The organism is Escherichia sp. MOD1-EC4550, from assembly GCF_963876935.1.
GTDB lineage: Bacteria > Pseudomonadota > Gammaproteobacteria > Enterobacterales > Enterobacteriaceae > Escherichia > Escherichia coli_F.
Genome location: NZ_CAWNSE010000053.1, coordinates 182,343 through 205,790, shown reverse-complemented (window position 1 = coordinate 205,790; position 23,448 = coordinate 182,343). Strand labels below are relative to the sequence as shown.

Sequence of the window (23,448 nt, the reverse complement as noted above, 5' to 3'; positions counted from 1 at the left end):
CGAAATAAAGGCGAAAAAAAACGGGACCGATTTGGCCCCGTTCTATTTTTTAGTGAACTTACAATCTCACTGGATCAATATGCCAGATATGATCAGCGTACTCTTTGATTGTACGGTCAGAAGAGAAGTAGCCCATATTGGCAATATTCAGCATCGCTTTTGCGGTCCACTCTTCCTGAAGCTCGTAAAGTTCGTCGACTTTATCCTGACAATCGACATAGCTGCGATAATCCGCCAGTACCTGGTAGTGATCGCCGAAGTTGATCAGCGAATCAACCAGATCCCGGTAACGACCCGGATCTTCCGGACTGAATACACCGCTGCCGATTTGCGTCAGCACCTGATGCAGCTCCTCATCTTTCTCGTAGTATTCACGCGGTTTGTAGCCCTGACGACGCAGTTCTTCAACTTCTTCCGCAGTGTTACCAAAGATAAAGATATTGTCAGCACCGACATGATCCAGCATCTCGACGTTCGCACCGTCCAGCGTACCGATAGTCAGCGCGCCGTTAAGTGCAAACTTCATATTACTGGTGCCGGAAGCTTCCGTCCCTGCCAGAGAAATCTGTTCAGATAGATCGGCCGCCGGAATGATCAACTGTGCCAGGCTAACGCTGTAGTTCGGGATGAACACGACTTTCAGCTTGTCGCCAATCTGTGGATCGTTGTTGATCACTTTCGCTACGTCATTGATCAAATGGATAATGTGCTTCGCCATGTAATAGGCTGAAGCCGCCTTACCGCCAAAAATATTCACGCGCGGTACCCACTTCGCATCCGGGTCGGCCTTGATGCGGTTATAGCGGGTGATCACGTGCAACACATTCATCAATTGACGTTTGTATTCGTGAATACGTTTGATTTGCACATCGAACAGCGCTTTCGGATTTACCACCACATTCAGCTGCTGGGCGATATACTCCGCCAGACGCTTTTTGTTCTCCAGCTTCGCCTGATGCACCGCGTGATTAACCATTGGGAAATCACAGTGTTGTTGCAGCTCATTAAGCAGGCTAAGGTCGGTGCGCCAGTTACGGCCCAGGTGTTCGTCCAGAACGGCTGAAAGCGATGGGTTCGCTACCGCTAACCAGCGACGTGGGGTCACACCATTGGTGACATTGGTAAAACGTCCAGGGAAGATTTTCGCAAAATCAGCAAATAGCGACTGCACCATCAGGTTAGAGTGTAATTCTGATACACCGTTAACCTTGTGGCTCACCACAACCGCCAGCCAGGCCATACGCACGCGACGACCGTTGGATTCATCAATGATCGACGCCCGTCCCAGCAGGTCGGTATCGTTCGGATACTGTTCCTGTAAGGTTTTCAGGAAATAGTCGTTAATTTCAAAGATGATCTGCAGGTGACGCGGCAGAATTTTACCCAGCATATCAACCGGCCAGGTTTCCAGCGCCTCGCTCATTAGCGTGTGGTTGGTGTAGGAGAAGACCTGACAACACACTTCAAATGCGTCGTCCCAGCTAAATTGATGCTCATCAATCAGCAGACGCATCATCTCAGGAATCGACAACACCGGGTGGGTGTCGTTGAGGTGAATCGCGATTTTATCCGCCAAGTTATCGTAGGTTTTATGCAACTGATAATGGCGACTTAAAATGTCCTGGATGGTCGAAGAAACCAGGAAATATTCCTGACGCAGACGCAGTTCACGCCCGGAGTAGGTGGAGTCGTCCGGATACAGTACGCGGGATACGTTTTCGGAGTGGTTTTTATCTTCCACTGCCGCGAAGTAGTCACCCTGGTTGAATTTACCGAGGTTAATTTCGCTACTGGCTTGCGCACTCCACAAACGCAGCGTGTTGGTCGCGTCGGTGTCGTAACCTGGGATAATCTGATCGTAAGCCACTCCCAGAATCTCTTCGGTTTCGATCCAGCGCGTTTTTTTACCTTCCTGCTGAATGCGACCACCAAAACGGACTTTATAGCGCGTGTTGTGGCGTTTGAATTCCCACGGATTACCGTATTCCAGCCAGTAGTCTGGCGACTCTTTCTGGCTACCGTTAACGATGTTCTGCTTGAACATACCGTAGTCATAACGGATACCGTAACCACGCCCCGGCAACCCTAACGTCGCCAGAGAATCGAGGAAGCAAGCCGCCAGACGTCCCAGACCACCGTTACCGAGGCCCGGGTCATTTTCTTCATCAATCAGCTCTTCGAGATTTAATCCCATCGCTTCCAGTGCGCCCTGTACATCTTCGTAAATTCCTAGCGACAACATGGCGTTGGAAAGCGTACGGCCAATCAAAAATTCCATCGACAGGTAGTAAACCTGACGCGTTTCTTGCGACAACTGGGCACGGTTTGAACGTAACCAGCGCTCCACGAGACGATCGCGCACAGCAAATAATGTTGCGTTCAGCCATTCATGTTTATTGGCGACGACCGGGTCCTTGCCAATCGTAAACATCAGCTTGTAAGCGATAGAATGCTTAAGAGCTTCTACGCTAAGCGTGGGCGATGAATATGTAAACGGAGCATTCATATAGGCGTTTCCTGAAAACTATTTCAAGCGATAGTAAAGCTCACGGTACGACTTCGCCGCGACCTGCCAGCTAAAATCCATTGCCATAGCCTGACGTTGCACAAACCGCCACAGTGAAGGACGGGACCACAGTACAAAAGCACGTCGAATAGCCCGTAACAGCGACCAGGCATTACTATCTTCAAAGACAAACCCACTGGCGACGCCATCTGCAAGGTTCTCAAGAGAACAGTCAGAAACCGTATCAGCAAGCCCACCGGTGCGCCGCACTAACGGCAACGTACCGTACTTCAATCCATAAAGTTGCGTTAAGCCGCACGGTTCAAAACGGCTGGGCACCAGAATGACGTCCGCGCCGCCCATAATGCGATGCGAAAATGCTTCGTGATAGCCAATCTGAACGCCCACTTGTCCGGGATATTCCGCGGCCGCGGCAAGGAAACCTTCCTGCAACACCGGATCACCCGCGCCGAGTAGCGCCAGCTGTCCGCCCTGCTCCAGAAGGCCTGGTAAGGCTTCCAGCACCAGGTCGAGACCTTTCTGGCTGGTCAGACGGCTCACCACTGCAAAAAGCGGCACTTTATCGTCAACCTTAAGCCCCATTGCGATTTGTAACTGGCGCTTATTCTCCGCTTTATCTTCCAACGTATCGCGGGTGTAACGCGAGGCCAACAGTAAGTCCGTCTCTGGACTCCAGATTTTTTCATCCACGCCGTTTAGTACGCCGGAAAGACGCCCTTCACGGTGACGCTGTTGCAACAGACCTTCCATACCGTAGGCAAACTGCGGTTCGGTGATCTCGCGAGCGTAGGTCGGGCTGACCGCCGTAATATGATCGGCATAGTACAGACCAGCCTTCAGGAAAGAGATTTGTCCGTTGAATTCCAGCCCATGAATATTAAAGAATGACCATGGCAATTGGATGTCATTCATGTGATGTGCATAAAACATGCCTTGATAGGCCAGGTTGTGCACAGTAAACACCGACTTCGCCGGACGCCCGCGCGCCGCCAGATACGCAGGCGCAAGGCCCGCATGCCAGTCGTGCGCATGCACCACATCAGGGCGCCAGAATGGGTCAAGCCCGCTGGCCATTTCTGCCCCAACCCACCCCAACAGCGCAAAACGCAATACGTTGTCAGTGTAGGCAAATAAGTTGGTATCGTGATACGGGCTTCCCGGACGATCATAGAGATGCGGCGCGTCAATCAGGTAAATGCCAACCCCGTTGTAATGGCCGAACAACAGCGTGATATGCCCTGCGAAGGTATCACGGCGAGATACCACCTGCGCATCGGTTACGCCACGGCGAATATCGGGAAATGCAGGCAACAGTACGCGAGCGTCAACGCCGTCTGCGATTTGTGCTGCGGGTAATGCCCCAATAACATCAGCCAGACCGCCGGTTTTAAGCAGCGGGAACATCTCTGAACATACATGTAAAACCTGCATTATCGCTCCTGTTTATGCCCTAACTTCCGTAGCATTTCGCGCGTTACCAGCACGATGCCTTCTTCTGAACGATAGAAACGACGTGCATCTTCCTCTGCGTTTTCACCAATCACCATGCCTTCCGGAATAACACAAGCACGATCAATGACGCAGCGGCGCAGACGGCACGAGCGACCTACCCATACTTCCGGTAACAATACGGCGGAATCAATGTTGCAGAATGAATTCACGCGAACGCGCGAGAACAGAACGGACTGCACCACCACCGAACCGGAGATCACACAACCGCCGGAAACCAGTGAGTTAAGGGTCATCCCGTGGCTACCGGAGCGATCTTGCACGAATTTCGCTGGCGGTAATGATTCATTGTAGGTGCGAATTGGCCAATTGCGATCGTACATATCCAGTTCCGGCACCACTGAGGCCAGATCGAGGTTCGCTTTCCAGTAAGCTTCAAGCGTACCCACATCGCGCCAGTACGGCTCGGCATCCGGGTCGGATTGTACGCAAGAGAGCGGGAACGGGTGCGCATAGGCCAGACCGGCTTCGGTGATTTTGGGAATCAAATCTTTACCAAAGTCGTGGCTGGAGTTCTCATCGCGATCGTCTTCTTCCAGCAGTTCATACAGATAGTCGGCGTCAAAGACGTAGATACCCATGCTCGCCAGAGATTTGCTCGGATCGTTCGGCATTGACGGCGGGTTAGCGGGTTTTTCAACGAATTCGATAATTTTATCGTTCTCATCAACCGCCATAACGCCAAATGCGGAGGCTTCTTCAATCGGTACAGGCATACAAGCGACGGTGCAACGTGCGCCTTTTTCGACGTGGTCGATAAGCATACGCGAGTAGTCTTGCTTGTAGATATGGTCGCCCGCCAGGATCACCACATATTCCGCTTTGTAACGGCGAATAATGTCGAGGTTTTGCGTGACCGCATCTGCGGTGCCGCGATACCAGTTTTCCCCTTTCATTCTCTGCTGCGCTGGCAACAGATCGACAAACTCGTTCATTTCTTCATTGAAGAATGACCAGCCGCGCTGAATGTGCTGCACCAGAGTATGGGACTGGTACTGGGTGATCACGCCCATACGACGGATCCCGGAGTTGATGCAGTTAGACAGTGCAAAGTCGATAATGCGGAACTTACCGCCGAAGTGTACGGCCGGTTTTGCTCGCTTATTGGTTAAATCCTTCAGGCGGGTACCACGTCCTCCCGCCAGTATCAGGGCAACAGATTTCAATGGCAGCTGGCGCGCCAACATTAAGTGATCGTTCTTCTCTAAACTAACCATGACTAACTCCTTTTTTATCATCTCTGGAACACACACAATCCGTGTGCAGGTCCCTGCCAGACAGCCGTAATCACTGGGTTATCCTCTCCAGCGAATGGGGGAATGGCGTGCCACTCCCCAGCAGGTAAAACAATCTCTGTTACCTCAAGCGTGGCGTTAATTGCGATCAAAAAGCGATCCGAGAGCAGAATTTGCAGCTGTTTCGGCCCGTTTTGCCACTCATCCGTGCTTAAAGGTTGAGCATATCGATTTAGCCAACGGACATTGCCGTCGCCTTCTTCCCACCAGCGATTCTCCACCAAAGCGGGAATGCGCTTGCGCAGATGGATTAACGCGGCGGTAAATGCGGTTAAACCACTGCTTGCCTGCGACCAGTCCAACCAGGTTAATTGATTATCCTGACAGTAGGCATTGTTATTGCCATGCTGGCTATGACCATGTTCGTCACCGGCCAGTAACATCGGCGTACCCTGGGAGAGCAACAACGTTGTTAACAGGGCGTGAATGCTGTCGCGCCGCCGTTCAACCAGGTCAAGAGTACCGCCTAATCCTTCTTTACCATGATTGTTACTGTGATTGTTGTTGGTCCCGTCGCGATTTTCTTCTCCGTTTGCTTCATTGTGTTTATGGTTGAAGCAAACGCAGTCGCGAAGCGTAAAACCGTCATGCGCGGTGACGAGATTAATCGCGGCACTCGGCAGACGACCATTACGTTTAAAAACATCGCTGGAGGCAGCAAAACGCCCGGCAAACGCCCCCAGAGGCAAATCATAATGCAGCCAGAAACGACGGGCAGCATCACGGAAATGATCGTTCCACTCAGCAAACAATGGCGGGAAATTTCCCACCTGATAACCACCAGGCGCAATATCCCACGGTTCGGCAATTAACTTCACCTGCGAGAGCACCGGGCAGTTCTGAATTGCGGTAAACAACGGAGCATCCTGACGGAACTCAGGCGTACGGCCCATGACTGCCGCCAGATCAAAACGGAAACCATCGACGTGGCAGGTTTCTACCCAATAACGCAGGCAGGCGCTGGCATAATCCACCACCGCCGGATGACTCAAATTGAGCGTGTTGCCACAGCCTGTCCAATTGTGATAATCACCGTCTTCTCTTATCCAATAATAGCTACGGTTGTCGATCCCACGCAGAGAGAATAACGGACCGTCGAGGTCCAGTTCCGCACTATGGTTAAGCACGATATCAAGAATGACTTCGATACCCGCTTTATGCAGTGCTTTGATTGCATCGCGAAACTCATTCAGCGCCGTTTCTGGCGAGCAGGCATACGCCGGATGCAGCGCAAACATCGCTACCGGGTTATAGCCCCAGTAGTTACTTAACCCCATACGTTGCAGGCGTGGTTCGCTGGCAAATTGTGCCACCGGCAGCAACTCCAGCGCAGTAATGCCCAACTGTTTCAAATAGTTGATCATCACCGGATGCCCCAGGGCTTTATAAGTGCCGCGGATATCGACGGGGATCTCCGGGTGCAGATACGTTAATCCTTTGACATGGGCTTCATAAATGATAGTGCTGCCCCACGGCGTGCGCGGCGGGGCATCATCCTCCCAGTCATAGTGATCAACCACCACTACACATTTCGGCGCAATGGCGGCGTTGTCGCGATAGTCAGGTTCATTATGACCTGCGTGCAGCAGCGGGTTATCTTTAAACTCCCCGTCAATTTGCCGCGCGCAAGGATCAATCAACAACTTCGCCGGGTTAAAGCGATGTCCCTCGGCGGGTCGCCAGGGGCCATGAACGCGATAACCATAACGCAAACCCGGGCGCGCATCCGGCAGATAACCGTGCCAAATGTCGCCACTGTGCCCTGGCAAGTCATAGCGATGTTCCTGGCCATTGGCGTCAAAGATACACAGTTCTACCCGCTCGGCATGAGCGGAGAAAAGTGTGAAGTTGACGCCCTGACCGTCGTAATGCGCGCCGAGGGGTGCGGGTTTGCCAATGGCGAGTTGTGTCATTCTGCCTCCCGAACCAGCCAGATAGTGGCCAGCGGTGGTAGCGTCAGGCTCAGTGAATGCTGACGACCATGGCTGGCAATCTCATCGCTGTGTACCGTGCCGCCATTGCCTGCATTACTGCCGTGATAGTGCATGGAATCGGTATTGAGGATCTCACGCCATTTACCCGGCTGGTTAATGCCAAAGCGATAATCATGACGCGGTACCGGAGTAAAGTTACTGGCAACGATGATTTCGTTACCCTCTTTATCGCGACGCACAAAGATCAGCACCGAGCGTTCTTTGTCATCCACCACCAGCCATTCAAAACCGTACGGGTCAAAATCCAGTTCATGCATCGCTTTATGGTGGCGGTAGGTGAGGTTCAGATCGCGCACCAGACGCTGGACACCGTGGTGCCAGTTATCGCCGCCTTCCAACAGATGCCAGTCGAGGCTGGCGTCATGGTTCCACTCGCGGCCCTGGGCAAATTCGTTCCCCATGAACAGCAGTTTCTTGCCCGGGAATGCCCACATCCAGCCATAGTACGCGCGCAAGTTAGCGAATTTCTGCCATGCGTCGCCTGGCATCCTATCGAGAATCGATTTTTTACCGTGGACCACTTCATCATGCGACAACGGCAGGACGAAATTTTCAGTGTAGTTGTAGAGCATCCCGAAGGTGAGCTTACCGTGATGATACTGACGATAAATCGGGTCGAGCTTCATATAGTCCAGGGTGTCATGCATCCAGCCGAGATTCCACTTGTACCAGAAGCCCAGACCGCCCATGTCCTGCGGACGAGAAACGCCAGGGAAATCGGTAGACTCTTCCGCCATTGTCACCGCTCCGGAAACCTGCTCACCAAGAATACGGTTGGTATTACGCAAGAATTCAATCGCTTCAAGATTCTCGCGCCCGCCAAATTCGTTCGGGATCCACTCCCCCTCTTTACGGCTGTAGTCACGATAAATCATTGACGCCACCGCATCGACGCGCAGCGCATCAATACCAAAACGTTCGATCCAGTAAAGCGCGTTACCGACAAGGAAGTTACTGACTTCACGGCGACCATAGTTGTAGATCAGCGTATTCCAGTCCTGATGATAGCCTTCGCGCGGATCGCTGTGTTCATACAAGTTCGTGCCATCAAATTCGGCAAGCGCAAAGTCATCGGTCGGGAAGTGGCCTGGTACCCAGTCGAGAATCACGTTCAGACCAGCTGCGTGTGCGGCATCAATGAAATAACGGAAGTCGTCGCGGGTACCAAAACGGCGGGTCGGTGCATACAGGCCGGTTGGCTGATAACCCCAACTGCCATCGAACGGATGCTCGTTAATGGGCAGCAGTTCGAGGTGGGTAAAGCCCATCCATTTAGCATAAGGCACCAGTTGATCGGCCAGCTCGCGGTAGCTCAACCAGAAATTGTTGTCGGTGTGGCGACGCCAGGAGCCCAGGTGAACTTCATAAATAGAGATTGGCGCATCAAACTGATTCGCCTTTTTGCGCTCTTCAGTCTGCACAACCTTTTCCGGCAGCCCGCAAATAAGAGACGCGGTTTCCGGGCGCATTTGCGCTTCGAAGGCATAAGGGTCGGACTTCAGACGCAAGTTGCCATTGGCATCAATCATCTCGTATTTATAGAGCTGACCGTTGTGCGCCCCAGGGATAAACAGTTCCCAGATGCCGCTCTCTTTACGCAGGCGCATCGGGTGACGGCGACCGTCCCAGTAGTTGAATTGACCGACTACCGAGACCCGGCGGGCGTTTGGAGCCCAGACAGAAAAACGCGTACCCGTGACGCCATCCATAGTATCTGCATGCGCGCCTAAGGTTTCATATGGGCGCAGATGCGTACCTTCAGATAATAGCCAGGCATCCATTTCCTGGATTAGCGGACCAAAACGGTAAGGATCATCTATCAGGTTTTGCTGACCATGCCAGACAACAGCCAACTGATAGCGGAAAAAATTCTTACGTCGCGGAATGACACCGCTAAAGAATCCACGGGAGTCGAGACACTCCAGTTTTGCGAGTTTGCGCCCGGTTTTCGGTTCAATCACCCACACATCGGTAGCGTCGGGTAAAAGGGCACGGACTTCCAGTCCCGCGGTGGTTTTATGCATTCCCAGTACAGAAAAAGGATCCGCAAAATGGCCTGCAATTAGCGCGTTAATCACGTCTCTATCGATACGATCGGACATGCTTGTCTTCCTGTTTTATTGTGTCACCCCATCCAACTGAATTTTTGACTTCTGGTTGTGACATTTTTTTGACCTGAACGGCGCAGCACTCTGTGCATCCTCTCTGCGTCGTCCTCACTTCAGGTAAGGCTGTAAATACTCTTGTATTCCGCCACCCTTAAAGAATAGCCAATGCTCTATTTAACTCCCGGTAAATCATGAAACATCTGCGCTTACTCCTGTATTACGCACTAACAGGGGCGGCAACGCGCCCCAGATTTAATGAATAAAGATTACGCCAGTTGACGAAGCATCCGACGCAGCGGCTCCGCGGCCCCCCACAGCAGCTGGTCGCCCACGGTAAAGGCTGACAGGAACTCCGGCCCCATATTCAGCTTACGCAGACGGCCTACCGGCGTGGTCAGCGTGCCGGTAACGGCAGCTGGGGTTAGCTCACGCATAGTGATTTCCCGATCGTTCGGAACGACTTTCGCCCACGGATTGTGCGCAGCCAGCAGTTCTTCCACGGTCGGAATAGACACATCTTTTTTCAATTTAATAGTGAATGCCTGGCTGTGGCAGCGCAATGCCCCGACACGCACACATAAACCATCTACCGGAATTACGGAAGATGTGTTGAGGATCTTGTTGGTTTCCGCCTGCCCTTTCCACTCTTCGCGGCTCTGACCGTTATCGAGCTGTTTGTCGATCCACGGAATCAGGCTACCCGCCAGCGGCACGCCAAAGTTATCCACCGGCAGCTCACCGCTACGGGTTAAAGTTGTGACTTTGCGTTCGATATCGAGAATAGCTGAGGACGGGGTCGCGAGTTCATCTGCCACATGGCCATACAGATGGCCCATCTGGGTTAATAACTCACGCATATGTCGCGCACCACCGCCGGAAGCGGCCTGGTAGGTTGCAACGGATACCCAATCAACAAGATCATTGGCGAATAAACCACCCAACGACATCAACATCAGGCTTACGGTACAGTTACCGCCAACAAAAGTCCTGATGCCATTATTTAATCCGTCGGTAATAACGTCCTGATTGACGGGGTCAAGAATGATGATGGCGTCATCTTTCATGCGCAGAGATGATGCTGCGTCAATCCAGTAACCTTGCCATCCGCTTTCACGAAGCTTTGGATAGATTTCGTTGGTATAATCGCCGCCCTGACAGGTCACAATGATATCGAGGGCCTTTAGCGCCTCCAGATCAAAGGCATCCTGAAGTGTGTCAGTGGTTCCGCCAAAAGACGGCGCAGCCTGACCAAGCTGAGAAGTAGAAAAGAAGACAGGGCGAATGGCGTCGAAGTCGCGCTCTTCAACCATGCGTTGCATGAGAACGGAGCCGACCATACCGCGCCAGCCGATAAAACCAACATTTTTCATAAGCGTTTTTTTCCTGCAAAGATGTGTGCTGTATAAATGTGCCGGTCTCCTCGTGGCACATCTTTCACCATACAAAAAGCAGCCAAAGTCGCAAGTGAAATTAATCAATGATAGCGAAGCCATCAGTAATGCGACTTATCCTGCTTTGTTAGCACGCAGAAAGTCCGCGGCAATTATCAGGGAATTTGAGTTATGAATGAAATCATTTCTGCAGCAGTTTTATTGATCCTGATTATGGATCCGCTCGGAAACCTACCTATTTTCATGTCCGTACTGAAACATACTGAACCGAAAAGACGGCGGGCAATCATGGTGCGAGAGTTGCTTATTGCTCTCCTGGTGATGCTGGTGTTCCTGTTTGCGGGTGAGAAAATTCTGGCATTTCTTAGCCTGCGGGCAGAAACCGTCTCCATTTCTGGCGGCATCATTCTGTTTCTGATCGCCATTAAGATGATTTTCCCCAGTGCTTCAGGAAATAGCAGCGGGCTTCCGGCAGGTGAAGAGCCGTTTATCGTGCCGTTGGCAATACCGTTAGTCGCCGGGCCGACTATTCTCGCCACGCTGATGTTGCTGTCTCATCAGTACCCGAATCAGATGGGGCATCTGGTGATTGCCCTGCTGCTGGCCTGGGGCGGCACCTTTGTCATCCTGCTACAGTCTTCGCTATTTTTACGTCTGCTGGGCGAGAAAGGGGTGAATGCACTTGAACGCCTGATGGGATTGATTCTGGTGATGATGGCAACTCAGATGTTCCTCGACGGCATTCGAATGTGGATGAAGGGGTAACGAGGAGAGTTTTTCGAAAAGAGCCCGGTAGCGTCACAACTACCGGGCGAACAAACTTAACTCAACAGCTGGAACGCAATCATCCCGACGATGGCACCAACGGTGCCGAGGATGGTTTCCATCATGGTCCAGGTTTTCAGCGTTTCGGCTTCGGTCGCGCCGGTAAATTTACCGAACAACCAGAAACCGGCGTCGTTAACGTGGCTGACAACAATCGAACCACCGGCGATACAAATCGACAGCGCCGCCATTTGCGCACCGGAGTAGTTCAGCTGTTCAATAACCGGCATCACCAGCCCTACCGCCGTTAAACAGGCAACGGTGGCAGAACCCTGAATGATGCGCACTGCAGCTGCCAGCACGAAGCAGGTGATGGCAATCGGCAGACCCATGCCGGTTAACGCTTCGCCCAGCGCCGGACCTACGCCAGAGTCAACCAGCACCTGTTTGAACACGCCGCCTGCACCAATCACCAGCAGAATAATCCCCGCCGGTTGCAGCGCGTGACCGCAAATCTCCATCACTTTGTCTTTCGGCATACCCTGACGCATCGCCAGGCCGTAAATTGCTACCAGGCAAGCGACCAGAATTGCGGTAAACGGATGACCGATAAACTCGAACCATTCGTAAGCGGTAGAGCCTTCCGGCACAAAACGCGCGGCAATGGTTTTCAGCCCCACCAGCACCAGCGGCAGCAGGATCAGCGACAGGCTGAATCCGAAGGACGGCATTTTGCCTTCGCCGAGATGCGGTTCGCTGATATCGTCAGGAATATGCAGCTCCACGTAGCGGCTGATGAAATTACCCCACAGCGGCCCGGCAATAATCATTCCCGGGATTGCCGCACACAGGCCAATCAGGATCATCCAGCCAAAGTCAGCATTCATCTGCGATGCCAGCAGCATTGGCGCTGGCCCCGGTAGTAAGAACGCCGCTGCTGCCGCCACGCCCGCGAATAACGGGATAACCAGCTTCACCAGGTTCGTGCCGGTATGGCGCGCCATTGAGAAAGCAACGCTAATCAACAGGACAATCGCCACTTCAAAGAACAGTGGTAGCGCACAAACCAGGCCCGCAAGGCCAATGGCATAATGCGCACGACTGTGACCGAAGGATTTGAGCATTTTGACGGCAATCTGATCGACTGCGCCGGTTTCATGTAAGATCTTGCCAAACATGGCTCCCAGGGCGACAACTACCGCCAGGAAGCCGAGGGTGCCTCCCATCCCTTTTTCCATCGTCGCTGCGATTTTATCGAGCGGCATACCGGAAAAAAGGCCAGCCCCCATAGACACCACCATCAAAGCCAGGAAAGCGTGCATACGCGCCTTCATGACTAAAAACAGCAGCAGTAAAACAGACCCTACTGCTGTTAAAACAAGCGTTAATGTAGTCACTACTTATTTGCCTTTTTTAATAACCTCAATGGTGCTTGCCACAACACCTTCCAGCGGTTGATCGATATCCACCACCAGTACATCGGTTTCGTCCGCACCCGGCTCCTGCAGCGTTTCAAACTGCGTCACCAGCATTTGGGTTTTAAAGAAATGGCCTTTGCGCGCTTTCAGACGGCTTTCAATTACATCAAAATCGCCTTTCAGGTAGATGAAAGAGAGATTCGGATTACCTTCACGCAGCAGGTCGCGATAGTGCTTTTTCAGTGCAGAACAGACGATCAGCGACACTTTATTGGTGCGCTGCATGGCAAACGCGGCGTCGTTAAGCGCCTGTAACCATGGTTTGCGATCGTCGTCATTCAGCGGTTCGCCAGACGCCATTTTTTCGATATTGCAGCGCGGATGGAGGAAATCGCCATCAAGAAACGCGGCATGAAGTTGATGCGCCACTTCACTGGCGACTGCAGATTTGCCGCTGCCCGATACGCCCATCAAGACGTAAATGTGGTGATCATGGTTAGTCGTGCTCAAAGTGGTGCCCCCACAATACAAGAATCAGAAAATGTTACGGGTAACTGTTATCGGTAACATTGTCCAACCGGACAAAAACAGAAGCAATATCCATCCGTGCCTTAAGTGTATAAGTGTGAGCTACTTCAAATTTGTGAGCTTAAATAGATCCGCCCGGTGACAAGGTGAAACCTAAATCTAACATTTTCGGTGTCACAGATTCGCCACGAATACGCGCCAGCAGGCGCTCAGCGCCAATGCTGCCCATCCGCTCACGCGGCGTCAGCACGCTCGCCAGCCGTGGCTCCATCACCTGACCAATGTCATGACCGTGGAAACCGGCAATCGCCATATCGTCAGGAACTTTCAGCCCCAGACGCTGACATTCAAACGCCGCGCCGACCGCCAGGTCATCATTAGTACAAAATACGCCATCCAACTGCGGATATTCCCGCCGCGCCTGGCGAATCAGTTCAATACCGGAAGAGTAAGAAGAAGATTGCTCGACCATCACGCTATACGGCACCAGGCCTGCATCCAGCATCGCCTGCTCATATCCCTTCTGTTTGATGATAGTACGTTCGTCGAGGCGTGCGCCGAGATAGGCAATGTGACGATGCCCGCGAGCAATAATGGCGGTGGTCATCTGGCGTGCCGCTTCAAAGTTATCAAAACCGACGGCGATATCGAGGCACGGCGACTTACTGTCCATCAGCTCCACCACCGGAATACCCGCTACTTCAATCATCTTTAAGGTGCGGGGCGTGTGGGTACGTTCGGTGAGAATAAGTCCGTCGATATTCCAGGAAAGCATTGATTCGAGGCGTTCTTGCTCCATTTCCGGTTTATAACCGTAGTGCGCCAGCATCGTCTGATAACCGTGTGCGTCGGTGACGCTTTCGATACCGCGTAATACTTCAGCGAAAACCTGGTTGGTGAGTGAAGGTAACAGGACGCCAATCGCCCGGCTGGTGGCGTTAGAGAGGATATCGGGCGCGCGATTGGGAATATAACCCAGTTCATCAAGAGCGGCGGCAATCTTGCCACGTAGAGCGACGGAAACCTGCTCCGGGTTGCGTAAAAAACGGCTGACCGTCATTTTGGTCACGCCTACACGGTCAGCCACATCCTGAAGTACGGGTCTTTTCTTTTTCATCGTCCTGAAGGTACAAAAGAGATAGATTCTTTTAGTTTAACACGGACGCATCAGAACCTTCCCGGAGAAAACAGTGCTTGTTTACAATAATTAGATATACACTAAATCAATTGCATCGCATTGTGCTAAAGACGCGACGAAACCCCGGTCGCGTACATCAGCACGCGACCGGGGCGAGCGATGAAGCCCGCAAAAAGGCAGGCTTCAAAAATGCCGTTAAGTTTTAAACCGGCGGCAGATCGAACAGTAACACTTCGCTGTCGCTGTCAGCGTGGATGGAGATTGCCTGCTCATCCCAGATTGCCATACCATCGCTGGTCGAGGCTTTCACGCCGTTAATGGTAACATTGCCTTTCACTACCTGAATCCAGACGCGGCGTTCAGCGGCAATCTGATGAATCGACTGCTCATCTTTCACCAGCGCCCAACGGTACAGCTCCATATCCTGATGCACTTTCAACGAACCATCTCGCGCATCAGGCGAAAGCACCAGCTGTTTACCCTGTACGGCATCGAAGCGACGTTGTTCATAACGTGGCGTAATGCCGTTTTCTTCTGGCATGATCCAGATCTGATACAGATGCAGACGCTCGGTACTGCTTGGGTTGTACTCTGAGTGACGAATACCCGTACCCGCACTCATAATCTGGAACTCGCCCGCCGGAACCTGCTCTTTATTGCCCATGCTGTCCTGGTGCTCAACAGTACCTTCCAGCACGTAGGTCAAAATTTCCATATCTTTATGCGGGTGAGTGCCGAAGCCCTGCCCTGCTTCAATCACGTCGTCGTTAATCACGCGCAGCGCGGAGAAGCCCATAAAGTTCGGATCGTAATAGTTGGCAAAAGAGAAAGTATGCCAGGAGTCCAGCCAGCCATGATTTGCATGACCACGTTCATTTGCTTTGCGTAAGTAGATCATTTGTATTCGCCCCCTGAATGATTTCGATGGGCTTAGTGTGGACCCGATCCGCCTGGGATGATAGAGGGTGAAAATTGACCCCTCTGTTCAAAAAAATTGAACTATTCGAGAGGTCATCAAACTTACTTCGCAAGAGTCACTGTGGAGGGAGAGGCTTGCTCAAAACCGCGTTCAAGGATTTCCAGATTGGTAAGAACTTCAGATTCCTTGACGTAATTTGGTGCACCGTTGGTGATGGTTTGGTACAACGCATCATAAACGCGTCCGTAATCGCCCATCTCCGGCTTCATCTCTTCTCTGACCGTAACGCCCTCGTCATTGACATACTCCAGCACACCGACCGAATCATCCGCTGCGAATCCCGGTTCGCCGGGCATAATGTTAGCCTTCAGGCTGGTTTCCTGCTGGTCGATACCGTATTTAATAAACGAACCTTTCTTCCCATGAACGATAAATTTCGGATAATCGATTTTCACCAGATGGCTGGTTTTGACGATGGCTTTTAGATCGCCATAAAATAGCTGCGCTTCAAAGGTGTCGTCAGGATTGGCTTTATTACGCAGGCTGCGGATGTCATAAGCGACGTGATCCGGGCGACCGAACAGCGAGATAATCTGGTCCATCGTATGCACACCAAGGCCATAGAACGCGCCATCCTGCGGCAGTCCAGGTTTGGTTTCTGCCACTGGGCGGTAATAGTCAAAATGGCTTTCCACTTCAACAATCTCTCCCAGCTTGCCGCTTTCAATCGCTTTTTTCGCCGTCAGAAAACAGGAATCAAAGCGACGATTCTGATACGGCGTGACGGTCAGCCCTTTACTTTTCGCCAGCGCAAAAAGTTCTTTCGCCTGGGCAAGCGTCGGAGTAAACGGTTTTTCGACCAGCACATTTTTCCCAGCCTCCAGCGCGCGCTTCGCGTACTCGAAGTGGCTGTCCGCATGGGTGCAGACAACAACCAGCTTAACATCGGGATCGTTTAGTACTTCGTCGAGATCGCTGGTGAAATGGATATGAGAGTAAATGGGGGCCTGTTCTTCCGGCTTCGCATGGCGGCGAAAAATATGCGCGACATGCCAGCTATCCTTGCGGTTAAGTACATACGGCAGATGGTAACGGGTGGTGCTTTTGCCGAAGCCAATAAAGGCGCAGTTGATGACCATGATTTCGTCCTTTTTAAGGTGGTTATTTACACCTTAGCGCAAAGCGGACGCGGTTCCTACAGGAGTGCGCATAACAAACACAAGCACTTCCCGTGGATAAATTGAGAACGAAAGGTCAAAAAAAAAAGCCAGCACCCGGCTGGCTAAGTAATACTGGAAGCAATGTGAGCAATGTCGTGCTTTCAGGTTCTCCGCGAGGGTCTTCCTGATCGCGAGACAATAATAATCATTCTCATTCGCACTTGTCCAACACTTTTTGCAAAAAAATGCATTTGACTCGCATTTGAAAGTCAATGATGTTGAAAGGGACATTTACCCCAAAGAGGACAAAGGAATGAGTGAGATAGTAATACGCCACGCAGAAACACGGGATTACGAGGCCATCAGGCAGATTCACGCCCAGCCGGAGGTGTATTACAACACGCTACAACTACCTCATCCTTCGGAAGGCTGGTGGCCAGAAAGATTGAAAGATCGCCAGGGATTTAAACAACTGGTTGCCTGCATTGATAGTATCGTGGTGGGTCATCTTTTCGTGGAAGCTTATCAAGGCCCACGTCGCAGTCATGTTGCAACTTTTGGTATCTGTGTTGACTCCCGCTGGCACAACCGTGGCATCGCCAGCGCCCTGATCCGCGAATTGATTGAAATGTGCGACAACTGGTTACGGATAGATCGTATTGAGTTGACGGTGTTTGCGGATAACGCCCCAGCAATCGCAGTCTATAAAAAATTCGGATTTCTCATAGAAGGTACCGGCAAAAATTACGCTTTTCGTAATGGCGAATATGTCGATGCGTATTATATGGCGCGGGTGAAATAGAGAATTTGTAATCTAAAAGCCCTCACCTACCTGGAGAGGGCTTAAGATATTAATACCCCGCCGTTAAATCATCTACCGAACGTGGGTCGGAAGCGCCATACAATTCGCCGTCCGGCCCAACCATAATGCTTTGTGTACTGCCCATCGCCTCTTTTAGCGCCACTTTCTGACCTTTTGCTTCCAGCAGCTTGAGCGTATCCGGACTAAATCCTTTCTCAACACGCAGCTCGTCCGGCAACCACTGATGGTGGAAACGCGGCGCATTGGTCGCTTCGGCGACATTCATGCCATAATCGATGCTGTTCACCACCATTTGCAGCACAGTGGTGATAATTCGGCTTCCGCCAGGACTACCGGTCACCAGCCAGGTTTTTCCGTCTTTCACCACAATGGTTGGTGACATTGATGACAGCGGACGTTTATTCGGCCCGACAGCGTTAGCATCGCCGCCCACCAGCCCGTAAACGTTCGGTACGCCCGGTTTGGCGGAGAAATCATCCATCTGATTATTAAGCAGAATACCGCTCTCACCCGCGACAATACCCGTACCGAAGGTGGTGTTCAGCGTATAGGTCACCGCCACGGCGTTACCGTCTTTATCCACCACTGAGTAATGGGTAGTTTGATTACTCTCATAAGGCGCAAGCTTGCCAGGACGAATTTCGCTGGATGGCTTCGCTTTATTGATATCGATTTGATCGGCAATAGATTTGGCATAGGCTTTATTGGTCAGCGCCTGCCACGGTACTTTGACAAAATCCGGGTCGCCAAGATATTCCGAGCGATCGGCGTAGGCATGTTTCTCCGCTTCTGCCATGATTTGCATCGCGTCGGCGCTGCCAAAGCCGTATTTCTGCATATCGAAGTTTTCCAGAATATTGAGGATCTGTACGATATGGATCCCGCCGGAGGATGGCGGTGGCATGGAGTAAACCTGATACCCGCGATAATCGCCACTTATTGGTGTACGTTCGACCGCTTTATAGGCCGCTAAATCTTCTTTAGTGATCAAGCCACCGTTTTTCTGCATCTCCAGGGCGATCTGTTCCGCTATCGTGCCTTTGTAGAATTCATCCGGGCCGTTTTCGGCAATCATCTCCAGGCTCTTTGCCAGATTCGTCTGTACCAGCTTGTCGCCCTTTTTCAGCGGTTCGCCCTCTTTCCAGAAGATAGCTTTGCTGTTTTCGTGATTTGGTAGCACTTCACTGCCGTAGGTTTTGAGATCGTCTGCCAGCGCATCGTTAACGATAAAACCATCGCGTGCCAGTTTAAACGCAGGCTGCACAACTTTGTTCAGCGGCATGGTGCCGTATTTCTCCAGCGCCAACGAGAAGCCCGCTACCGTACCGGGTGTGCCAGAAGCAAGATGCGAAGTGAGAGATCTTTTGCTGTCCGGGTTGCCCTGATCATCAAGGAACATATCGCGGGTCGCTTTGGCGGGTGCCATTTCGCGGAAATCGATGGCGGTGGTATTGCCATCTTTAGTGCGGATCAGCATAAAACCGCCGCCGCCCAGATTCCCTGCCTGCGGATGCGTTACCGCCAGCGCGTAGCCCACTGCCACGGCAGCATCAACGGCATTCCCGCCCTGCTTAAGGATATCTACCCCCACCTGAGTGGCAGTGGCGTCCACAGATGCTACCATCCCCTGCTTCGCGCGTACCGGATGGAAGACATCCTCCTCCACGCCATACGAGACTGGCGGTGGCGCAGGTGGCGCGGCGACAGCACTAAAACAACTTCCTGTGAGCAGAGCAGCAATAGCCACCCGGCGTAAAAACGTCGGTTTTATCATCGTTATACTCCAGAGATTAAGAGGCAACCCCAGCTAAGCCTGGTATATAACTCTGAATTAATCCTGATGATTGCAGGAAAGGAGTAAACTTAAAGAATATCTTCAGAGGAGGATACGCGATGAAACGACTTCTGCTTTTGACGGCACTCCTGCCTTTTGTCGGCTTTGCACAGCCCATTAATACTCTGAACAACCCTAACCAGCCGGGGTATCAGATCCCCAGCCAGCAGCGAATGCAAACTCAAATGCAAACGCAGCAAATCCAGCAAAAAGGGATGCTGAATCAGCAACTGAAAACGCAAACGCAGTTGCAACAGCAGCATTTAGAAAATCAGCTTAATAGCAACTCGCAGCGGGTATTGCAGTCACAGCCGGGGGAGCTAAATCCCGCCCGGCAGCAAATGCTGCCCAACACCAACGGCGGGATGTTAAACAGCAACCGTAATCCGGATAGTTCGTTGAATCAGCAGCATATGTTGCCGGAGAGGAGAAACGGCGACATGCTGAATCAGCCCAGCACGCCGCAGCCTGATATTCCGTTGAAAACTATTGGGCCGTAAAGTTCGGGCCAATCACATCAATCGCATCGGTACAGATGCAATCCACGCCCCAGCGCAGCAACTCTGCCGCGCGCTGGGGTTTGTTGACGGTATAAACCAGAATCCGTAATCCAGCGTCTTTCAACTGCATCACTCGCGCTTTATCGAGCAACTTATGATTGAGATGAATAGAGACGCAGCCCAGCCGCGTGGTCAGTTCGCGCCAGTCGTCGCGCCACTCATCCAGCAACAAACCGCGCGGCAGTTCCGGTGCAGCCTGTTGCGCGGCTTCTAAAGCATCAATCTCAAACGATGACAGCAGCGGCGGCGTCATACCAGCCCACAGTTCGCGCGCCGCCAGCGATACCATTTTACCCGTTAATGGACCAGTGCCAGTGGTGGGTTTGATTTCAATATTTGCCATCATCCCATGTTCACGGCAGCGTTCCGCCACCTGCGAAAGCAACGGCAGCGGCTCACCTTTAAACGCTTTGCTGTACCAACTGCCCGCATCCACGCGCAGTAAATCCTGCCAGTTCAGATCGCCCGCGACGCCCCAGCCGTTGCTGGTGCGTTCGAGATTATCGTCATGCAGCAGGAAGATCTCACCATCTTTCGATAACTTCGCATCAAATTCGATCATCTTATGACCGTATTTTGCCCCAACGTCGATTGCCGCCAGGGTGTTTTCCGGGGCCAGCTTACCGCCGCCACGGTGGGCGACGATGCGGGGATAAGGCCAGTTACTCATACTCGTTGTCCTGTTTCACCATCAAAAAGATGCAGCTGATTTTCCGGCAAATGCAGCCACAGCGTGCTGCCTGCCGTCGGGCGCTCCTGATGCGCCAGTCGCACCACCAGCTTCTGTTCGCCCCAGCGTCCGTGCGCCAGGTTATCTGCGCCGAGGATCTCCAGCGTGTCCATCACCAGCGGTATGCCGCCTTCTGCCTGCGAGCTTAACGCAATATGTTCCGGGCGAATGCCAAGAGTCATTTTACGCCCGGCATACTGACGGTAGCCACCGTTTAGCGGTAGCGCGATACCGCCATCCAGTTCGAAATGCGTGCCTTCGTTATTCACGCGGCCTGTCAGCAGGTTCATCGCCGGACTGCCGATAAAACTCGCCACAAACAGAGTGGCGGGCTTTTCGTAGACTTCAACTGGCGTGCCAATCTGTTCGGCAACGCCGCCGTTCATCACCATTACCCGCTGAGCGAGCGTCATCGCCTCAACCTGATCGTGAGTAACGTAGAGTGAAGTCGTTTTCAGGCGACGGTGCAGTTGTTGCAGCTCAAGGCGCATCTGAACGCGCAGCTTGGCATCGAGGTTAGAGAGCGGCTCATCAAACAGGAACACCGCCGGATCGCGCACAATCGCACGGCCCATCGCTACACGCTGACGCTGACCGCCAGAAAGCTCACGCGGACGACGCTTGAGCAGGCCATCCAGCTCCAGAATACGCGCCGCTTCTTTAACACGTTCGGCAATTTGTTGCTTGCCCATGCCGCGAATTTTCAGCCCCCACGCCATGTTTTCTTCGACACTCATATGCGGATAAAGCGCGTAGTTCTGGAACACCATCGCAATCCCGCGATCTTTCGGCTCCATTTCGGTCACGCGTTGGTCGTTAATCCAGATATCGCCTTCGGTGACCCGCTCCAGCCCGGCAACCATGCGCAGCAGCGTGGATTTCCCGCAGCCAGACGGCCCGACCATCACGATAAATTCGCCATCCGCCACATCAAGGGTCAGCGGTTTAATGACCTGGGTTTTGCCATCCCAGCTTTTGGTTACTGCCTGTAATTTCAGTCCTGCCATCTTATTTCTCACTATCGACCAGGCCGCGCACGAAGGCACGCTGCATCACTAAAACAATCACCACCGGAGGGATAAGCGTTAACAACATCGCCGCCATCACCGAATTCCATTCCGTGGTGCCTTCGCCTGTAGCGATCATCCCTTTGATTCCTGCCACGGTGGTGCCGAGATCAACATCGGTAATAATCAACAACGGCCACAAATACTGGTTCCAGCCGTAAATAAAAGTGATCACAAACAGCGCCGCCAGATTGGTTTTCGACAGCGGGAAAACGATGTCGCAAAAGAAACGCATTGGTGACGCGCCGTCGATCCGCGCGGCTTCCACCAGTTCATCCGGTAGCGTCATAAAGAACTGGCGGAACAGGAAGGTAGCGGTTGCCGAGGCCATCAGCGGCAGCGTTAAACCAGCGTAGCTGTCGAGCATGTTCAGGTTGGCGATGACTTCTACTGTCGGGAAGATACGCACTTCAACTGGCAGCATCAGGGTGATAAAAATCATCCAGAAGAAGAGGTTACGCAGCGGAAAACGAAACCAGACAATGGCAAATGCCGAGAGTATCGAGACGGTAATTTTGCCGAGCGTAATGCTGAACGCCATCACGAAGCTGTTAAGCAACATCCGCCAGAACGGCGCGCTATTTGTGCCTACCCCGTTCACCCAGATGTTGTGGATATTTTCCAGCAGATGCGTGCCGGGGATGAGCGTCATCGGCGCGGCGTAGACGGCCTGTTTATCCAGCGTCGCCGCGACAAACGCCACGTACAGCGGGAAGAGGATCACCGCGATCCCGAGGATCAGCATGGTATGGCTGAATACAGTCAGCCACGGACGGTTCTCAATCATTGGTAACGCACCTTGCTTTCAACATAGCGGAACTGCACCACCGTCAGCACGATGACGAGGAACATCAACACCACCGACTGCGCGGCAGAGGAAGCCAGATCCAGTCCAGTAAAGCCTTCACGATAGATCTTATAAATCAGCGTCGTGGTGGCCTGTACTGGTCCGCCGGACGTGGCGGCATCGATCACCGGGAAGGTGTCGAAGAAGGCATACACCAGGTTCACCACCAGCAGGAAGAAACTCACCGGCGCGATAAGCGGCAGCGCAATCTTAAAGAAGCGGCGAATCGGGCCTGCACCGTCGATGGCTGAGGCTTCAATCAACGAACGGGGAATGGATTGCAGCGCGGCATAGAAGAACAGAAAGTTGTAGCTGATTTGCTTCCATACTGAGGCAAACACCACCAGAAACATCGCCTGACCGCTGTTTTGCGCGTGGTTCCAGTCGTAGCCGAACTCAGCGAGAAAATGAGTAATCAGCCCGCGACCAGGGTTAAACAGGAAGATCCACAATACGGCGGCAACGGCGGGAGCCACGGCATACGGCAGCAGCATTAAAGTTTGATAGAAACGGCTGCCGCGCACGATGTACTCCACCAGCGCCGCGAAGAACAGCGACACCAGCAAACCGCTGACGGTGACAAAGGTGCTGAATTTTATCGTCGTCCAGAAGGAGTCGAGATAGTAGCTGTCATGAAACAGCGTGACGAAGTTATCCAGGCCGACAAACTGGCTGGAAAAGCCAAACGGATCGACGCTTTGTAGCGAGTACCACAACGCTTCGCCCGCAGGCCAGATAAAAAAGATAACGGTGATGATAAGCTGCGGCGCGACCAGCAAATAAGGCAGCCAGCGCGAGCGGAACACCGGACGGGATGATGACATTACGGTTAATT

Annotated in this window: 19 protein-coding genes; 3 read left to right on the top strand and 16 right to left on the bottom strand. The window is 52.5% G+C overall.

What is annotated here, in order from left to right:
- Nucleotides 1-58 precede the first annotated feature (58 nt).
- The 6 genes from glgP to asd all read right to left on the bottom strand — a co-directional run bounded on the left by glgP (nucleotide 59) and on the right by asd (nucleotide 10,803).
- On the bottom strand, nucleotides 59-2,506 hold the full coding sequence (gene glgP, locus AACU19_RS22985) for a glycogen phosphorylase (RefSeq protein WP_000993449.1): 2,448 nt from the start codon (nucleotides 2,504-2,506) through the stop codon (nucleotides 59-61).
- An 18-nt stretch (nucleotides 2,507-2,524) separates the two neighbouring features.
- Nucleotides 2,525-3,958 (bottom strand): glycogen synthase GlgA, encoded by a 1,434-nt coding sequence (gene glgA / locus AACU19_RS22980; protein WP_001197646.1) that lies wholly within the window; start codon nucleotides 3,956-3,958, stop codon nucleotides 2,525-2,527.
- Nucleotides 3,958-5,253: a glucose-1-phosphate adenylyltransferase gene (glgC, locus tag AACU19_RS22975; protein WP_000253975.1), complete on the bottom strand. Its 1,296-nt coding sequence runs from the start codon at nucleotides 5,251-5,253 to the stop codon at nucleotides 3,958-3,960. Before glgC ends, glgA begins: the two co-directional genes overlap by 1 nt.
- Nucleotides 5,254-5,270: 17 nt before the next feature.
- Nucleotides 5,271-7,244, bottom strand: a complete 1,974-nt coding sequence (glgX, locus tag AACU19_RS22970) for a glycogen debranching protein GlgX (protein ID WP_103253582.1) — start codon at nucleotides 7,242-7,244, stop codon at nucleotides 5,271-5,273.
- Nucleotides 7,241-9,427 (bottom strand): 1,4-alpha-glucan branching enzyme, encoded by a 2,187-nt coding sequence (gene glgB, locus AACU19_RS22965; protein WP_001283722.1) that lies wholly within the window; start codon nucleotides 9,425-9,427, stop codon nucleotides 7,241-7,243. The genes glgX and glgB overlap by 4 nt, the downstream gene beginning before the upstream one ends.
- 272 nt (nucleotides 9,428-9,699) lie before the next feature.
- Nucleotides 9,700-10,803: an aspartate-semialdehyde dehydrogenase gene (gene asd / locus AACU19_RS22955; RefSeq protein WP_000799946.1), complete on the bottom strand. Its 1,104-nt coding sequence runs from the start codon at nucleotides 10,801-10,803 to the stop codon at nucleotides 9,700-9,702.
- A gap of 192 nt (nucleotides 10,804-10,995) precedes the next feature.
- Here asd and yhgN point away from each other — a divergent pair, with 192 nt between their 5' ends.
- A complete protein-coding gene (gene yhgN / locus AACU19_RS22950) occupies nucleotides 10,996-11,589 on the top strand; it encodes an NAAT family transporter YhgN (RefSeq protein WP_001002544.1) in 594 nt (197 codons plus the stop codon).
- 56 nt (nucleotides 11,590-11,645) lie between these two features.
- Here the strand turns inward: yhgN and gntU are convergent, their stop codons facing one another.
- The 5 genes from gntU to AACU19_RS22925 all read right to left on the bottom strand — a co-directional run bounded on the left by gntU (nucleotide 11,646) and on the right by AACU19_RS22925 (nucleotide 16,731).
- Nucleotides 11,646-12,986 carry a gluconate transporter gene (gntU, locus tag AACU19_RS22945; RefSeq protein ID WP_000210102.1) on the bottom strand — a complete coding sequence of 447 codons (1,341 nt, stop codon included), beginning with the start codon at nucleotides 12,984-12,986 and terminating at the stop codon, nucleotides 11,646-11,648.
- Nucleotides 12,987-12,989: 3 nt separating this feature from the next.
- Nucleotides 12,990-13,517, bottom strand: a complete 528-nt coding sequence (gntK, locus tag AACU19_RS22940; RefSeq protein ID WP_000108320.1) for a gluconokinase — start codon at nucleotides 13,515-13,517, stop codon at nucleotides 12,990-12,992.
- A 139-nt stretch (nucleotides 13,518-13,656) separates the two neighbouring features.
- Nucleotides 13,657-14,652, bottom strand: a complete 996-nt coding sequence (gntR, locus tag AACU19_RS22935; RefSeq protein WP_000730252.1) for a gluconate operon transcriptional repressor GntR — start codon at nucleotides 14,650-14,652, stop codon at nucleotides 13,657-13,659.
- Nucleotides 14,653-14,875: 223 nt separating this feature from the next.
- Nucleotides 14,876-15,571 carry a quercetin 2,3-dioxygenase gene (yhhW, locus tag AACU19_RS22930; RefSeq protein WP_105278595.1) on the bottom strand — a complete coding sequence of 232 codons (696 nt, stop codon included), beginning with the start codon at nucleotides 15,569-15,571 and terminating at the stop codon, nucleotides 14,876-14,878.
- 122 nt (nucleotides 15,572-15,693) lie between these two features.
- Nucleotides 15,694-16,731, bottom strand: coding sequence for an oxidoreductase (locus AACU19_RS22925; protein WP_000236295.1), 1,038 nt, complete (start codon nucleotides 16,729-16,731; stop codon nucleotides 15,694-15,696).
- Between the two features lie 334 nt (nucleotides 16,732-17,065).
- Here AACU19_RS22925 and yhhY point away from each other — a divergent pair, with 334 nt between their 5' ends.
- Complete coding sequence (gene yhhY, locus AACU19_RS22920; RefSeq protein ID WP_001355005.1) at nucleotides 17,066-17,554, top strand: N-acetyltransferase; 489 nt, start codon at nucleotides 17,066-17,068, stop codon at nucleotides 17,552-17,554.
- A gap of 49 nt (nucleotides 17,555-17,603) precedes the next feature.
- Here the strand turns inward: yhhY and ggt are convergent, their stop codons facing one another.
- Nucleotides 17,604-19,349: a gamma-glutamyltransferase gene (gene ggt, locus AACU19_RS22915; protein ID WP_105278594.1), complete on the bottom strand. Its 1,746-nt coding sequence runs from the start codon at nucleotides 19,347-19,349 to the stop codon at nucleotides 17,604-17,606.
- Between the two features lie 119 nt (nucleotides 19,350-19,468).
- Between ggt and AACU19_RS22910 the strand changes: the two genes are divergently transcribed.
- Nucleotides 19,469-19,909: a DUF2756 family protein gene (locus AACU19_RS22910; protein ID WP_000826138.1), complete on the top strand. Its 441-nt coding sequence runs from the start codon at nucleotides 19,469-19,471 to the stop codon at nucleotides 19,907-19,909.
- On the opposite strand, the gene ugpQ is transcribed toward AACU19_RS22910, so the two are convergent.
- Genes ugpQ through ugpA form a run of 4 tightly spaced genes read right to left on the bottom strand, consistent with a single transcriptional unit; the run spans nucleotide 19,896 to nucleotide 23,437 of the window.
- Nucleotides 19,896-20,639 (bottom strand): glycerophosphodiester phosphodiesterase, encoded by a 744-nt coding sequence (gene ugpQ / locus AACU19_RS22905; RefSeq protein ID WP_000073568.1) that lies wholly within the window; start codon nucleotides 20,637-20,639, stop codon nucleotides 19,896-19,898. The two genes, AACU19_RS22910 and ugpQ, sit on opposite strands and share 14 nt — an antisense overlap.
- Complete coding sequence (ugpC, locus tag AACU19_RS22900) at nucleotides 20,636-21,706, bottom strand: sn-glycerol 3-phosphate ABC transporter ATP binding protein UgpC (RefSeq protein ID WP_000907803.1); 1,071 nt, start codon at nucleotides 21,704-21,706, stop codon at nucleotides 20,636-20,638. Before ugpC ends, ugpQ begins: the two co-directional genes overlap by 4 nt.
- 1 nt (nucleotide 21,707) lies before the next feature.
- On the bottom strand, nucleotides 21,708-22,553 hold the full coding sequence (gene ugpE / locus AACU19_RS22895) for a sn-glycerol-3-phosphate ABC transporter permease UgpE (protein WP_105278593.1): 846 nt from the start codon (nucleotides 22,551-22,553) through the stop codon (nucleotides 21,708-21,710).
- Nucleotides 22,550-23,437 (bottom strand): sn-glycerol-3-phosphate ABC transporter permease UgpA, encoded by an 888-nt coding sequence (ugpA, locus tag AACU19_RS22890; protein ID WP_105278592.1) that lies wholly within the window; start codon nucleotides 23,435-23,437, stop codon nucleotides 22,550-22,552. Before ugpA ends, ugpE begins: the two co-directional genes overlap by 4 nt.
- Nucleotides 23,438-23,448: the final 11 nt, after the last annotated feature.

What these genes read in the sequence shown, in the direction of transcription:
- glgP (WP_000993449.1), bottom strand. Translation starts at nt 2,506, where the DNA reads ATGAATGCTCCGTTTACATATTCATCGCCCACGCTTAGCGTAGAAGCT.
- glgA (WP_001197646.1), bottom strand. Translation starts at nt 3,958, where the DNA reads ATGCAGGTTTTACATGTATGTTCAGAGATGTTCCCGCTGCTTAAAACC.
- glgC (WP_000253975.1), bottom strand. Translation starts at nt 5,253, where the DNA reads ATGGTTAGTTTAGAGAAGAACGATCACTTAATGTTGGCGCGCCAGCTG.
- glgX (WP_103253582.1), bottom strand. Translation starts at nt 7,244, where the DNA reads ATGACACAACTCGCCATTGGCAAACCCGCACCCCTCGGCGCGCATTAC.
- glgB (WP_001283722.1), bottom strand. Translation starts at nt 9,427, where the DNA reads ATGTCCGATCGTATCGATAGAGACGTGATTAACGCGCTAATTGCAGGC.
- asd (WP_000799946.1), bottom strand. Translation starts at nt 10,803, where the DNA reads ATGAAAAATGTTGGTTTTATCGGCTGGCGCGGTATGGTCGGCTCCGTT.
- yhgN (WP_001002544.1), top strand. Translation starts at nt 10,996, where the DNA reads ATGAATGAAATCATTTCTGCAGCAGTTTTATTGATCCTGATTATGGAT.
- gntR (WP_000730252.1), bottom strand. Translation starts at nt 14,652, where the DNA reads ATGAAAAAGAAAAGACCCGTACTTCAGGATGTGGCTGACCGTGTAGGC.
- yhhW (WP_105278595.1), bottom strand. Translation starts at nt 15,571, where the DNA reads ATGATCTACTTACGCAAAGCAAATGAACGTGGTCATGCAAATCATGGC.
- AACU19_RS22925 (WP_000236295.1), bottom strand. Translation starts at nt 16,731, where the DNA reads ATGGTCATCAACTGCGCCTTTATTGGCTTCGGCAAAAGCACCACCCGT.
- yhhY (WP_001355005.1), top strand. Translation starts at nt 17,066, where the DNA reads ATGAGTGAGATAGTAATACGCCACGCAGAAACACGGGATTACGAGGCC.
- ggt (WP_105278594.1), bottom strand. Translation starts at nt 19,349, where the DNA reads ATGATAAAACCGACGTTTTTACGCCGGGTGGCTATTGCTGCTCTGCTC.
- AACU19_RS22910 (WP_000826138.1), top strand. Translation starts at nt 19,469, where the DNA reads ATGAAACGACTTCTGCTTTTGACGGCACTCCTGCCTTTTGTCGGCTTT.
- ugpQ (WP_000073568.1), bottom strand. Translation starts at nt 20,639, where the DNA reads ATGAGTAACTGGCCTTATCCCCGCATCGTCGCCCACCGTGGCGGCGGT.
- ugpC (WP_000907803.1), bottom strand. Translation starts at nt 21,706, where the DNA reads ATGGCAGGACTGAAATTACAGGCAGTAACCAAAAGCTGGGATGGCAAA.
- ugpE (WP_105278593.1), bottom strand. Translation starts at nt 22,553, where the DNA reads ATGATTGAGAACCGTCCGTGGCTGACTGTATTCAGCCATACCATGCTG.
- ugpA (WP_105278592.1), bottom strand. Translation starts at nt 23,437, where the DNA reads ATGTCATCATCCCGTCCGGTGTTCCGCTCGCGCTGGCTGCCTTATTTG.